The 13,699-nt window shown below is 30.2% G+C and carries 16 protein-coding genes; 15 read left to right on the forward strand and 1 reads right to left on the reverse strand.

All coding sequences use genetic code 11. The annotated features are described in order from the left end of the window. Positions 1–63: 63 nt before the first annotated feature. The gene (locus GSM_RS01800) at positions 64–618 is read right to left on the reverse strand and encodes a sigma-70 family RNA polymerase sigma factor (RefSeq protein ID WP_003688992.1); all 555 of its coding nucleotides are present in this window, start codon (positions 616–618) and stop codon (positions 64–66) included. 205 nt (positions 619–823) lie between these two features. Between GSM_RS01800 and GSM_RS01805 the strand changes: the two genes are divergently transcribed. The 15 genes from GSM_RS01805 to GSM_RS13850 form a co-directional block, all read left to right on the forward strand. After that, positions 824–1,576 carry a hypothetical protein gene (locus tag GSM_RS01805; protein WP_003688989.1) on the forward strand — a complete coding sequence of 251 codons (753 nt, stop codon included), beginning with the start codon at positions 824–826 and terminating at the stop codon, positions 1,574–1,576. Positions 1,577–1,829: 253 nt separating this feature from the next. Continuing rightward, complete coding sequence (locus GSM_RS01810) at positions 1,830–2,507, forward strand: sugar transferase (protein ID WP_010077702.1); 678 nt, start codon at positions 1,830–1,832, stop codon at positions 2,505–2,507. 14 nt (positions 2,508–2,521) lie between these two features. After that, complete coding sequence (locus tag GSM_RS01815; protein WP_010077703.1) at positions 2,522–3,736, forward strand: nucleotide sugar dehydrogenase; 1,215 nt, start codon at positions 2,522–2,524, stop codon at positions 3,734–3,736. Between the two features lie 50 nt (positions 3,737–3,786). Continuing rightward, on the forward strand, positions 3,787–4,941 hold the full coding sequence (cps2T, locus tag GSM_RS01820) for a beta 1-4 rhamnosyltransferase Cps2T (protein WP_010077704.1): 1,155 nt from the start codon (positions 3,787–3,789) through the stop codon (positions 4,939–4,941). A gap of 15 nt (positions 4,942–4,956) precedes the next feature. Beyond that, positions 4,957–6,120, forward strand: coding sequence for a glycosyltransferase family 4 protein (locus GSM_RS01825; protein ID WP_010077705.1), 1,164 nt, complete (start codon positions 4,957–4,959; stop codon positions 6,118–6,120). A 23-nt stretch (positions 6,121–6,143) separates the two neighbouring features. Beyond that, entirely contained in the window at positions 6,144–6,896 is a 753-nt protein-coding gene (locus GSM_RS01830) for a glycosyltransferase (protein ID WP_010077706.1), read from the forward strand. 144 nt (positions 6,897–7,040) lie between these two features. Then, positions 7,041–7,931: a glycosyltransferase gene (locus tag GSM_RS01835; protein ID WP_010077707.1), complete on the forward strand. Its 891-nt coding sequence runs from the start codon at positions 7,041–7,043 to the stop codon at positions 7,929–7,931. Further along, positions 7,921–8,382 (forward strand): hypothetical protein, encoded by a 462-nt coding sequence (locus tag GSM_RS14520; protein ID WP_010077708.1) that lies wholly within the window; start codon positions 7,921–7,923, stop codon positions 8,380–8,382. Before GSM_RS01835 ends, GSM_RS14520 begins: the two co-directional genes overlap by 11 nt. 8 nt (positions 8,383–8,390) lie before the next feature. After that, the gene (locus GSM_RS15555; protein WP_369440746.1) at positions 8,391–8,498 is read left to right on the forward strand and encodes a hypothetical protein; all 108 of its coding nucleotides are present in this window, start codon (positions 8,391–8,393) and stop codon (positions 8,496–8,498) included. A gap of 113 nt (positions 8,499–8,611) precedes the next feature. Next, positions 8,612–9,145 carry a rhamnosyltransferase WsaF family glycosyltransferase gene (locus GSM_RS14525; protein WP_155820721.1) on the forward strand — a complete coding sequence of 178 codons (534 nt, stop codon included), beginning with the start codon at positions 8,612–8,614 and terminating at the stop codon, positions 9,143–9,145. A gap of 18 nt (positions 9,146–9,163) precedes the next feature. Next, a complete protein-coding gene (locus tag GSM_RS01850) occupies positions 9,164–9,760 on the forward strand; it encodes an acyltransferase (RefSeq protein WP_010077710.1) in 597 nt (198 codons plus the stop codon). Beyond that, positions 9,757–11,193 carry a flippase gene (locus GSM_RS01855; RefSeq protein WP_010077711.1) on the forward strand — a complete coding sequence of 479 codons (1,437 nt, stop codon included), beginning with the start codon at positions 9,757–9,759 and terminating at the stop codon, positions 11,191–11,193. The genes GSM_RS01850 and GSM_RS01855 overlap by 4 nt, the downstream gene beginning before the upstream one ends. Before the next feature lie 7 nt (positions 11,194–11,200). Then, positions 11,201–12,286, forward strand: a complete 1,086-nt coding sequence (locus GSM_RS01860; RefSeq protein WP_010077712.1) for a hypothetical protein — start codon at positions 11,201–11,203, stop codon at positions 12,284–12,286. Then, complete coding sequence (locus tag GSM_RS01865) at positions 12,261–13,502, forward strand: O-antigen ligase family protein (protein ID WP_010077713.1); 1,242 nt, start codon at positions 12,261–12,263, stop codon at positions 13,500–13,502. Before GSM_RS01860 ends, GSM_RS01865 begins: the two co-directional genes overlap by 26 nt. A gap of 104 nt (positions 13,503–13,606) precedes the next feature. Beyond that, positions 13,607–13,699: sugar phosphate nucleotidyltransferase (locus GSM_RS13850; RefSeq protein WP_010077694.1), on the forward strand; the 93-nt coding region annotated here is incomplete at its 3' end.

The following is a 13,699-nucleotide window of genomic DNA, read 5'->3' on the forward strand; positions in this document are numbered from 1 at the left end:
TGAATACTTTAACCTAAATTACATAGACACAATAAGAGTTGCGGAGTTTTGATTTAACTAAACTCATCTCTCAAGAATCTTTTTAGCTTTCCTAATAACTCCGTCGCGCCATTTGTAGATTGCCTGTCTAGACACACCTACCATTTTTGACATCTTAGTGATACTGATACCGGCCACACGGTTCGCAAGATACGCTTGCTCTTGCAGTGTGCATTTGTCCCAAAGTTCTTGGAAGAACGCGCTGGAAAGAATCTCTCCTTCGAAATTACTGGCTAATGGATCAGGATAGCTGGTATCTTCATCAGCTTCATCAGAATGAACCGCAATTAAAGGCTTGCAGTGCTCCTGATGATTTGTCTCCTTGCGGACACGATCTAACAGACGCCACTTGATTCGCCTGAAGGCATAGGGACCAAACAGCTCGAGGTCTTCAGGTGAATGTGTTGCAAAGAAATCCTCATATGCTTCTACATATAGTAGACAGCCTTCCTGATACAAGTCTTGATAGTCGCTCCTTGATGGTGAGATACCAAGGTTTTTCAATACTCCATGAATTAACCTGGTATTATCATCTTTTAATAGGTGTTTAAATGCAAAAGTAGATATCTTATTATTCATTTTCGAATCACTCCAATTAGTTTGAATTGATTCAAGGCCTTAAATCATTTTCAGAGTACACAAAAACAACGTTTAGAGAAACCTAGAGGAAAGTATTAAAAAGATAGTTCAAAATTAATATAGTAATTTATTAGGAAAAACTTTATAATGTAAACAAGATATAAAAGGGGTTGCAAAAATGTATATAGGGTAGAGGGGGGAGCAAATGCATCATGAAAAGATTTTATTTCATGGATTAGATCTTGATGAAATTATTTTCAATTCAGAGTTGGATATGAATGCAACGATTAATCCGCAAAGTACGTTATTTATTTTTAATTGTCTTGATTATAAGAAACTAGGCTGTAAATCAATCTTAGTTGACAAATACAGGGGAATTATCAGAACTAACAAGGAGACTAAGAAGTTAATTAATCAATTTGTTGCCAAGCAGGCAATTGGCTTCCTGGGAACAAGGGTGATGGCACAAAATCAGGGAGGGTTACCATATGTCTATGGTAAGCAAGTCATAATTCCGCTTGCCGGAGCCACGCAGCATTCGACTGACTGGTTGTTGATGAATAATGTTGCTGGAATTATGTTCACAGAAAATAAAAGGAATATGAGGGTGTTATTCAAAAAATTCTTAGGTGCTCCACTAGAGATGGACTTCAAAGTTAATAAGACAATAGTTAGGAGACAGTTGCGGATAGCGGGAAATATTATGTTGCGACAGAGCAAGCTAGTAGCTGAACTCAATGAAGCATTTCATGATATTAAGCAATCATCTGTTTATAATATTTGTATACCATGTTCAGATCAGGATACTGATCATAGTTCGCTAAAGAGCGAACTAGATGGGGGAATATACTATGTTACTGAGATGGCACTCAAAGGCATTATGGGTAAAGATGTTTCTGAACAATTAATTGAGGATACTATGAAGGACATTAGGAGGAAAAGTAGAGGAATTATCTAAGTATTAAGATAAAGTTATCTATAATGAATTTTAAAAAAGACAAGAAAAAATATTGTATTACATTAGTATAAGATGACGCATACATGAATAATATGTTATTAAAATTATTCTATTTTTAGGCTTGTTATGTAAAAAAAGAAGATTTTGTGAAGTCTATATGCTTTTTTTGTATTTTAATTTACTTAAAAATGTGTATAATTAAAACGTGACCGATTTTTTATTAATAAATTTATTTGAAGGGGGAGTCACAGGCGTGATTGATGATTCACGAGGGAATGGTTTCAGCAATAAGCGAATACTCGATCAAGAAAAACTCAGGAGTCGTCATCTATACCATTTCTGCAAAAGATTGATAGATATGGTGCTAGGTGTCTGTGGTTTGGTAGCATTATCTCCAGTATTACTAGTAATTGCTGGGGCTATTAAGAATGAGGAAAAAGGCGGAACGATTATTTATAGTCAGCAGCGTGTGGGAAAAAATGGAAAGCTATTCTCAATCTATAAGTTTCGTTCTATGTGCATGGACGCTGATAAGAAGCTTGAAGAATTGAAACAGCTGAATGAAGTTGATGGGGCAATGTTCAAGCTGCATAATGATCCGCGTGTTACTAAGGTTGGCAAGTTACTTAGGAGAACGAGTCTTGATGAATTGCCGCAATTATACAATGTTCTAAAAGGTGATATGAGTCTTGTAGGACCGCGTCCCCCGTTGCCTAATGAGGTTGAGGAGTATTCTGATTACGACAAGCAGCGCCTACTGGTCACACCAGGATGTACAGGGTTGTGGCAGGTAAGCGCTAGGAATGAAGTTGGATTCCATGAAATGGTCGAATTAGATTTACAATATATTCAAAAAAGCGGATTACTATATGATTTAGCAATAATAGTAAAAACAATAAAAATAATGATAGTTCCGAATGGAGCATATTAGAGAAGGTAAAATTTATGAAGATAGCAGTAGCAGGAACTGGGTACGTTGGCTTGAGTATTGCTTCATTATTATCACAACATCATGAAGTGACAGCAGTGGACATTATTCCTGAAAAAGTTAAAATGATTAATGAAAGAAAATCACCGATTGTTGATAAAGAAATTCAAGAGTTCTTCAAGAATAAGGATTTGAATTTAAAAGCAACATTAGATGCTAAGGAAGCTTATGAAAATGCAGAATTAGTCGTGATAGCAACGCCTACTAACTATGATGATGTGAAGAACCATTTTGATACTTCAGCGGTGGAGGCTGTTATTAAGTTGGTAATGGAATATAATCCTTTAGCTTACATGGTGATTAAGTCAACGATTCCGGTGGGCTTCACTAGATCAATTAGAGAAAAGGTGGGATCTAATAAGATTCTTTTTAGTCCAGAATTTCTACGCGAAGGTCATGCTTTGTATGACAACCTATACCCCTCAAGAATTGTTGTTGGGTTGGATAACAATGATGAACAGTTGATAAAAGCTGCGCATAAATTTGCTTCATTATTGCAAGAAGGTGCAATTAAAGAAGATATCTCAACATTATTTATGGGATCCACTGAAGCTGAGGCCGTTAAGTTATTTGCTAATACTTATCTTGCTCTGCGTGTGAGTTACTTCAATGAACTTGATACCTATGCTGAACTTAAGGGACTAGATACTAAACAAATAATCGAAGGGGTTGGATTGGATCCAAGAATTGGCAATCATTACAACAACCCTTCTTTTGGATATGGCGGATATTGTTTACCAAAAGATACAAAACAACTATTAGCAAATTACCAAGATGTTCCGCAAAATCTGATTGAAGCAATAGTAAACTCTAATGCTACTAGAAAGGACTTTGTTGCAGAACAGGTTCTACAACATGCTGGATTTTATGATAAATCAAGAAAACAGAAGATAGTTGTTGGAATATATCGGTTAACAATGAAGTCAAATAGTGATAATTTCAGACAAAGCAGTATTCAAGGTGTAATGAAGAGATTAAAGGCAAAAGGTGTTGAAATTGTCATTTATGAACCAACTTTAGAAAGTGGAAGCAGCTTCTTTGGCAGTAAAGTAAATAATGATTTAGATAATTTCAAAGAAAAGTCCAGTGTAATTATTGCTAATCGAATTGAAATTGAATTAGAAAATGTTAAAGATAAGGTTTATACAAGAGATATTTTTGGAAATGATTAAGTGTTATTGTGTGGTTATTCAATTATATAGATTTGGTGGGTTATATTGAGATGAAAGACGTTTTTATAGTAGGTTCAAAAGGAATTCCAGCTAATTACGGAGGCTTTGAGACATTTGTTGATAATTTAGTTAGCCGTCAAGTTAACAGGAATATAAGATATCATGTTGCATGTATGACATTTGCTAAAAATGTTAAACTCTATAATTATAACGGCGCTGAATGTCAGGAGATTACAGTTCCGAATATAGGTGGAGCTAAGGCAATTTTATATGACCTAAAGGCTCTGGATTGGTCACTAAATATTATAAAGAAGAATAAGTTAAAAGATGGAATCATATATATATTGGCATGCCGCATTGGGCCATTTTTGGCAAGATATAAAAGAAAATTTGGTGCATATGGTTTTAAGATTTATGTTAATCCAGATGGTCATGAATGGAAAAGAGCTAAATGGTCGTTGCCTGTACGCAAGTATTGGAAATTTTCTGAAAAATTAATGGTAAAGCATGCAGATTTGCTAATTTGTGATAGTAAATCTATAGAGAAATATATAAAATATGATTACAGCCAGTATAACCCCAAAACTACGTTTATAGCTTATGGTGCAGATATAAGCAAATCAGAGTTGACGGCTAAAGATGAAGAAGTAAAAGAGTGGTTTAAAGAAAAGAAGGTTACTCCGAATGAATATTTCTTAATTGTTGGAAGATTTGTACCAGAAAACAATTTTGAAACAATGATTAGCGAATTTATGAATTCGAATGTTAAGAAAGACTTAGTGATTATCACTAATATTGAGAAAAATAAATTTTACGATATGTTGTTAGAGAAAACTAATTTTACAAGTGATGAGAGAATAAAATTCGTGGGTACGGTTTATGACCAAGAGTTACTCAAGTATATTAGGGAAAATGCTTTTGCTTATATTCATGGTCATTCAGTAGGCGGAACGAATCCGTCTCTTTTGGAAGCACTTGGAAGTACAGATGTTAACTTATTATTTAATGTTGGTTTTAATAAGGAAGTTGGAGAAAGAGGAGCACTGTATTGGGGAAAAAATAAGGATTCGCTTAAAGAACTTATTGATAAAGTTAGTTTGCAATCTGTTCCCGAGCGGGTTAAATTGTCAGAAAATTCCAAGACTAGGATACAACAAGATTATTCTTGGGAGAAAATAGTAAGTGATTATGAAAATATCTTTTGAAATGGTAGGTAAAGAATGATTAATATATTGTACCTTCATGCTGGTGCCGAAATGTACGGTGCAGATAAAGTATTGTTACAACTAGTCTCCAATTTAGACAGAACAAAATTTAATCCAATTGTTGTTCTTCCAAATGAGGGAGTGTTAAAAGAAAAGCTTATTGAAAACAATGTTAGAACTACTGTTATTCCATATCCTATTTTACGAAGAAAATATTTTAATGTTGGTGGCATTATCAAATATATAGCAGAGTATTTTAAATCTTGTAGGTTAATAAATGAGTATTTAAAAAAGAATGGTATAAAGATTGGAATAATACACGTTAATACAATGGCCGTTTTGGAAGGTATTATGCTGAAAAAAAGGTTAAAAGCAAAACTTTTATGGCACGTTCATGAAATTATAGTAAAACCACGACTAGTTTTTAAGGTTTTATGTTTTTTTATTGGCAAATATGCTGATAAATGTGTTGCAGTTTCGATGGCTGTTTCAAATCATTTATTAGGATCAAATTTAGTAAATAAAGATAAAATACAAGTTATTTATAATGGTGTTGATTCAACAAAATTTAATAGTAATATCAAAACTGGTTATTTGTTCGATGAGTTTAAAGTATCAAGAAATTCGATTAGGGTAGGAATGATTGGAAGAGTAAATTCTTGGAAGGGGCAAGATGATTTTTTAGATGCAACAACTGATTTACTTGGTAGGTTTCCAAATTTGTACTTGTTTATTATTGGCAGTGCATTTGAAGGAGAAGAGTGGCGAGTAATAAAACTAAAAAAAAGAATAAATGAAACAAAATTCAGTGAACGAATAGTTTTTTCTGAGTTTAGGAACGATATTAATGCAATTCATAATTTTTTTGATATTTTTGTTTTACCAAGTACCAATCCAGATCCATTACCTACAGTAGTATTAGAAGCTATGGCTTCGGGTAAACCTATCATTGGTTACAGACATGGGGGAATTAAAGAGATGGTAGAAGAGGGTTATAATGGCTTTCTAGTCAATCCTCGAGATAGTCAAAAATTAAAAGAAATACTTAAAAAAATATTGAATAATACAAACCAAAGAAAAAAATTAGGTTATAATTCTCTTAAAAAACAAAAGGCTGAATTTTCATTAGTGAAGTTTTATAATTCTTTTAGTGAAATATATGTCAATTTAAGCGAATAATAAGATTGATTGGGAGGTATTGAATGAGCTATGCAATTTCACTAGTAGTTCCATTTTACGAAGGTAACAGATATCTTGATGGAATTATTAAAAATTTCAATGATATTAAAGACAATTTTTTAATGATAAATAAAGAGATTGATTTAGAACTTATTTTAGTGAATGACAGTCCACATGTAAAAGTTAATGTTGAACTGTTAAAGAAAGCAAACTTTAAGTATAAAGTTATTGCAAATAAAAAGAATTTTGGCATTCATTATTCAAGAGTTATTGGAGTAAGAAATGCTGAAAACAATTGGATAATTTTTTTGGACCAAGATGATGAATTAGAGGTATCAAATTTTTATACTCAGGTGAAATCAATAGACGATTGTGATGGTGAATTTGGTGTTATAGGAAATGGAATGTATGAGTATAAAAATGAGGAGAAAAAAATATTTAAAAATGAAAAAATAGCTACCTTATCTTTAAGGGAAAGTTCATTTTTAAAAATAAGAAATTTAATCACTTCTCCAGGGCAATGTATTATAAACAAGAAGCTTATACCAAACTATTGGAAGGATAACATTCTAAAAAATAATGGATCTGATGATTGGTTTTTATGGATATTAATAAAAAATGACGGTTTAAGATTTAAAATCAATGATACGATAGTATATAAACATAAGCTTAACAAAAATGGAAATTACTCTAATGATTATGATAAAATGCATCTATCGAATATTGAAATGTTAACTTATCTAGAAAAAAATGAGAAATTCGAAAAAAAAAATTAAAAGAATTAAAAAATGCAATAATATTTAAATACAGATGGGACAAAGGAAAAAAGATAAGAAGCAGTTTTAAATATCCAGTTCAGTTTTTCAACAACATTTTTTTTAAGCTTCTAATGATTTTAAATAGTTGAGGTGTACTAATATATGGTTTTTGGATTTGTTATATTGCATTATATGGATTTAGAAGTAACTAAAAAATGTATAGATAAGGTTTTAAATATAAAGTTGAATGGTAATCAAGTAAAAATTGTCATCGTGGATAATGCTTCGCCAAATGGTAGTGGTGAAAAGTTAAGAAGATTAATGGAAAAGGAAAAAAATGTTTTTGTTATTTGCTCAAAAAAAAACTTAGGTTTTGCTTCTGGGAATAATCTGGGATATAGGTTCTTAAAGGAAAAATTCGCAATTGATTTTGCAATTGTCATTAACAATGATATTTTCATTGATGATAATTTAATTCTTGATAAAATAGAGAATGAATTTTTGAAAAGTGGTTTTGATGTACTTGGACCTGATATTATTTCGTTAACGAGTTTTAAACACCAGAATCCAGCGCACGAAAAAGAGTTTACAATTAAAGAACTAAAAGAAATAAAAAGGAAAAATGATAAATTCATAAGATACTATACTTTTTATAAAATGAGGAGCTCCTTGAAAAAACTTTTTTTTAATAAGTTTCAGGACAAAAGGCCTGCTAAATCCTCAAATAAGTATGAAAAGAATAAAAGAGTGAATGTTGTGTTACATGGATCATGCTACATTATGTCTAGAAATTTTATAAAAGAAAACGATTTGTTATTTTACAATAAAACATTTATGTATTTTGAAGAGGATATTTTCTTTTTTATTTGTTCAAAGAAGGGATATAAAATCGTTTATACACCTGGTATAAAAGTTTTTCATGTGGAAGATGTTGCAACTAACCTATCTCAAAAGAATTCAGAAGAAAAGAAATTATATAAAATTAAATTAATGAATAATTCGATTGATGAGTTAATAAGGTTAAAAACAGAGGAAATTAAAAATGAAAATTAAAAATAAGTTAAAAAAAATTAAAAATCTTTTAAAGGCCAATAAACAATTCAGTGAATATAGTATAAAAGAAATTGAAGATGTAAAATATAAATTTTATAAAAGAAAGTCCACAAGGCTTAATCTATTAATTACTTCTGTAAATGAGGAAGATATATTTGCGGGTATTAAGACGGCAATCTCTTTTAGTTCAAATTTAGCAAAATTTATGAATTGCGATATTCGAATTATTGTGATGGATAAGCCAATAAGAGGAAAACTTGTTTTGAAAGAGTATACCTTGGCAAACGGAAGTTCTGAAATTAGTAAAGTAGTTGTTGATCTGAGTAAGCGCGATGATGTATTATCAGTTTCTGAAAATGATATTTTTGTTGGAACGATGTGGCATACTTTGTATGCGTTCAGGAATGTATTTAGCGAATTTACTCTGAATTTTAAAAAAATCCAACTTTAATTTATTTAATTCAAGATTATGAGGCAGGTTTTTTCCCATGGTCATCTAGGTATTTATTAGCTGAAAGTACATATGCAAATAAAAAAATAAAACTATTGCTGTTTTTAATTCTATGAGTTTATACAACTTTTTCAAATTAAGGGGATATTCTTTTTATAAGGAATGTTTTTTTAGTCCCAGACTGAATAATGATTTAAAAAAGATATTGCTACGTGCTAATGAAACTGAATTGAAGAGAAAAAAGCAAATATTGATATATGGAAGGCCTTCAAAAAATAGGAATGTTTTCTCATTAATTTTAATGGCATTAGATAAATGGTATTCAGAGAATAAACTTGCTAGAGAATGGCAAGTTTTGTCTGTTGGTGAAAGTTTTGGCACTATAAAGTGTCCATCCGGTTTAGAAGTAAAGTCTTTAGGAAAACTGACAATTGAAGAATATGCTAATGAGATGTTGCAATCTCAAATTGGAATCTCATTAATGGCTTCACCTCATCCTAGTTACCCACCTTTAGAGATGGCTTCCTTTGGTTTGAAAGTAATTACCAATAATTTTGCAAATAAAGATTTAGGAAAATTTAGTACTAATATTTATTCTTTAAAAACAGTTACGATTGAAGAATTATCAAAAAAAATAGTTGAATTAAGTAGTCAATCAGATTGTGGAATTTTAATGAAGACTGGTGAGTACTTAGATGATGATAATCTGCAATGGAATAGTATATATAAAGAAATCAGAGAAACATTAGAAACAGGTAATTAGATTTGGAGGCCAAAAGTTTTGAGAATCGTAACTGCTTTTTTTTCAACAGTCTATGGGTACATTTATAAGTGTAGAACGTTGTTCAAGGAGAAATATTATGTATCTGTGCTAAATTTAAAAAATGATTCTAAAGTTGTGTACCCAACAAAAATAGTTGGAAGTGAATTTATAACCGTAGGGTCGGGTTTCTACTTGGGAGGAAATTCAAGATTGGAAGCGATAGAATACTATCAGCCTAGTGGACAACATTTTAGTCCACTAGTTATTATTGGTAATAACGTAAAGATACAGGGGAGATGTCATATAGGCTCAATAAATTCTATAGTTATAGGAAATGGTGTTCTTATAGGAAGTGGTGTATTTATTACAGACCATAGCCATGGTGATGGATCAAAGAATGAACAATTTATTGATCCCACGTGTAGAAATTTAGAGTCCAAAGGTAGGGTAATTATTGGTGAGAGAACTTGGATAGGGGAGTATGCAATAATTCTACCAAATGTTTCCATAGGGAAAAATGTAACTATAGGAGCGCATTCAGTGGTTACTCATGATATTCCCGATAATTGTGTAGTAGCAGGTGTTCCAGCTAAGATAGTAAGAGAAAAAATATGAAAAAATCAGTTGGAAGAAACGCCATCTTAAATGTCGTTCGACAAGTATCAACGATTGTTTTTTCAGTGATATCTTTTCCTTATATTTCAAGGGTTATTCAACCTGATAATTATGGTAAAATATCTTTTTCAACTACTTTTGTTAGTTACTTTTCCTTAATTGCCGCTATGGGTATTTCAAATTATGCAATTCGTGAAGGAGCAAAAATAAGAGATGACAAAGGACGTTTAAATAAATTTGTAAATGAAATATTTACAATTAATATAATTTCAACTATATTCGCTTATTTTTTATTGCTAATTACGCTCTTTCTCTGGTGGCAAGGGCTTAAAATATATTTTTTATTAATTTTTATACAATCACTATTAATTTTTGTGACCACAATAGGTGTTGAATGGGTATACGGAATATATGAAGACTACTATTATATTACGGTAAGAAATGTGGTGGTTCAACTAATTTCCATAGTTTTAATTTTTTTACTTATAAGGTCTAGAAATGATTATATTATGTACGCTGTTATTTTGTTGGTCGCTAGTGGTGGTGGTTACATTTTCAATTTTGTACACGTAAGTAAGTATGTAACACTAAAAATTGTAAAAAAAATTAACCTCCGAAAGCATTTGAAACCAATTCTTTTTCTATTTGCTAGTAGCTTGCTAATTTCTATATACGTAAGTTCTGATATAACATTGTTAGGTGTTTTTGGTACTAATAAGGAAGTAGGAGTTTATACTGTATCGGTCAAAATTTATACAATAATGAAACAATTTCTCAATGCTGTGGTTGCGGTTATTCTTCCTAGTGCTTCACATCTTATTGGAAACAAGTTGTTCAAAAAATATAATATATTGTTGGATAATATATTGCAGACAATAATTTTTTTTGCAATACCTTTAACTGCATTATTAATAGTCAATAGCAAAAATATAATACTACTAATTTCTGGTACTGACTATCTTAGCGGTGTTATGGCTTTGAGAATATTAAGTTTAGCCACTGTACCGTCTTTAATTGCTAGTTTTTTTGTTACAACAGTATTGTTACCATATAATAAAGAAGAAAAAATATTTATTATCACAATTGCTAGTGCAATTTTTAATGTATTACTAAATCTTTTTATGATTCCAATTTGGGGTATCAATGGCGCAGCGTTTACGACTTTTATGGCTGAAACTTTAGTTGCTTTTTTTTCTGTTATATATTCTAGAAGATTAATTACGATAAAATTAGTTAGTTTAAGTACATTACAAGTAATTACTGGTAGTTTCATAGTTGGATTTATTTGTTATGTTACTAATTTGTTTAACCTTTATTATTTGTATAGCTTGATTTTGAGTTCGACTATCTCAATTTGTGTGTATCTAATTATTATGAAAATCCTTCGTAATAGTGTATTCCACGCTATTTTAAAGAAAATTAAAGGAGAATAAAATATAAGTGTTCAATTTAAATGCAAATTCAAAGATATATATTGTCTCACCATATTATAAAACAGGTGGTCCTAGAAGTTTTCATCAATTAGCAAATAAACTTGTTGAGTTAGGATTTAAAGTGTTTATTATTTATGGGAATCATAGTAACCTTATTAAAGTAGATAAGATTTTATATAGTGATTGTAAAGCGGACATTGGTTCGAGTGTAGAAGATGATAGTTCAAACCTTATAATAACATCCGAGTACGATACTGGTTGGCTTCTAAGATACGATAGAATTCAAAAATGTATATGGTGGTTATCATTGGATTACTATTTAGTTAATAATCCGTTAAATATGGCTAAACATAAAATAGCCACAAAAAAATTTAGTAAATTACTTTTCTTTGCTATTTTTTTGAAACATTTAGTTAGACTCTTAAGAAGAGGAAAGTATGGGAGATACTATCCTGTAAAAAGGCTTATTGAGGTTAATCATATGTTTAATTGTGAATATGTTAGAGAGTATTTGATAAAAAAGGGAGTTTCTGACGATAAAACGAGTTACCTCTGTGGACCAATTGATTTATCAAAAGAAGAATACAGTTTGAGTACTCTAAAAGATCTCAAAGAAGATATAGTATGTTATAATCCGGCAAAAATGAATTTAGTATATTTTGAAAAAGTAAAAAAGGAAATTTTAAAAAGAAATAATAAAGTACGATTTGTTGCAATTGAGAATTTAAATCATAATGAAGTTTGGAACTTGTTAATGAAGAGTAAAGTATATCTTGATTTTGGTTATTTTCCGGGACCAGAAAGGCTACCTCGAGAGGCTGTTACGGCTTATTGCAATCTAATAACTTCTAATACTGGAAGTGCTAGGAATTCTGAGGATGTTCCTATAAAAGAAGAATATAAGTTTGAGTTGTCAAAATATAATATCACTAAAATTGCTGCCAAGGTTGAGGATATGCTTTTTAATTATACAAGTGAAATTAGAAATTTTGATATGTATAGAGTGAAAGTGTACAATCAGGTGTCTGGTTTTACTGAGAGTGTAAAAAAAATATTTGGAGATTGTTATGGAAATAATAAAGAAAAAATATGACAGTTGTTTTGTGGCTATACTTTTTTTCTTATGTACTATCTTTAGAATTAAAATGTTTGAAGGAACTGTTGCCTACTTAATTGGAATCTTTTTTTTCGTATTTTATTTTTGCTTTTCGATGAATGATAAACGAATGTTTAATGATAGAAAATTATTAATACCGTATTTTTTATTTGCATTAATTTTGATGATAACTCTTATCATGGGCAATGATAGATTTAATAGTTGTGTACAATTATTTTATTTATTCATTTGTTATTTAGCTGGTAACTCATTTTCATGGAAAGAAGAGGAATTAAAGAGCAATTTATTTTTTATAAGAAATTTTGTTTTAGTTAGTGCTATATATGGAATTTATGAACACAGTATAAAATACAATATTTTTGCGTATAACTATACTTTAATGAGTGGAAATTTGGCAAGATATTATTGGCAATTTTCACAAAATAATTACAGAGTAGCAAGTTTTTTTCTTCATCCAATAATTTTTGGGATTGTTCTTCTATTGGCTTTTTGGATCACATGGTTCAGTAGAGAAAAAAAAATCATGAAAATTGTGATTAATACTCTTTTTTTTGTAAATATAATTTGGACTATGAGTAGATCTATTTGGTTAGGCTTTTTGGCATCTTTCATTTTTTATCTTATTTATTATGTTAATACTAAGAAGAATTTCAGGACATTTTTTATCTCACTAAAGCAAGTTATTTGGACTATTGTTTTAGGCTTTTTAACAATAGTCGTAATTTTTACACTTTTACACTTGTATGCAGCTACTGTGATTGAAAGATTTTCCGATGTAGGTACTGATAATTCTTATCTTCAAAGGGTTGGCACTGCTCAATATTTTATGGACTATTTTTTGAATATAAAAAACTTTTTTTTGACTGTGCTAGGACATGGGCAAAATAGTGCAAATAAATTTATGCTTACATTACATGTTGTAGCAGATAATTTTTCTACTACAGATAATCAATATTTATCTAACATTTATAATTATGGTTTATTTGTTAATGTTGTTGTTACATACCAAGTTATTTTGGCTTTTTTAAATTCCTCAAAAAGAAGCAATTTTTACAGATTTATTTGTGTAATAATGTTCGGAGTACTTATAGCCATGTATTTTTTTGAGATATTGGACTTTATTACGTTAAATTGGTTGTTTATTTTTCTACTGGGTTATTTACTAAGTAGTAAAAAGAAAGTAATTAACTAGATATATAGTGTATTTAAAAAGGTTCTGTAAACGTTATTTATAATTTTTTAAAATTATTAGCGTGTTTTAAGGGTAAAATTAAAAATTTAGGAAGTGTTTTAATGATGAAGGGAATAATTTTGGCCGGTGGTTCAGGTACACGCTTGTATCCATTGACACGTGCGACATCGAAACAATTGATGCCAATCTATGACAAA

This window comes from Liquorilactobacillus mali KCTC 3596 = DSM 20444, assembly GCF_000260415.1.
Lineage (GTDB): Bacteria > Bacillota > Bacilli > Lactobacillales > Lactobacillaceae > Liquorilactobacillus > Liquorilactobacillus mali.

Coding starts and splice junctions, on each gene's coding strand:
- GSM_RS01800 (WP_003688992.1), bottom strand. CDS start 618: ATGAATAATAAGATATCTACTTTTGCATTTAAACACCTATTAAAAGAT.
- GSM_RS01805 (WP_003688989.1), top strand. CDS start 824: ATGCATCATGAAAAGATTTTATTTCATGGATTAGATCTTGATGAAATT.
- GSM_RS01815 (WP_010077703.1), top strand. CDS start 2,522: ATGAAGATAGCAGTAGCAGGAACTGGGTACGTTGGCTTGAGTATTGCT.
- cps2T (WP_010077704.1), top strand. CDS start 3,787: ATGAAAGACGTTTTTATAGTAGGTTCAAAAGGAATTCCAGCTAATTAC.
- GSM_RS01825 (WP_010077705.1), top strand. CDS start 4,957: ATGATTAATATATTGTACCTTCATGCTGGTGCCGAAATGTACGGTGCA.
- GSM_RS01830 (WP_010077706.1), top strand. CDS start 6,144: ATGAGCTATGCAATTTCACTAGTAGTTCCATTTTACGAAGGTAACAGA.
- GSM_RS01835 (WP_010077707.1), top strand. CDS start 7,041: ATGGTTTTTGGATTTGTTATATTGCATTATATGGATTTAGAAGTAACT.
- GSM_RS14520 (WP_010077708.1), top strand. CDS start 7,921: ATGAAAATTAAAAATAAGTTAAAAAAAATTAAAAATCTTTTAAAGGCC.
- GSM_RS01855 (WP_010077711.1), top strand. CDS start 9,757: ATGAAAAAATCAGTTGGAAGAAACGCCATCTTAAATGTCGTTCGACAA.
- GSM_RS01865 (WP_010077713.1), top strand. CDS start 12,261: ATGGAAATAATAAAGAAAAAATATGACAGTTGTTTTGTGGCTATACTT.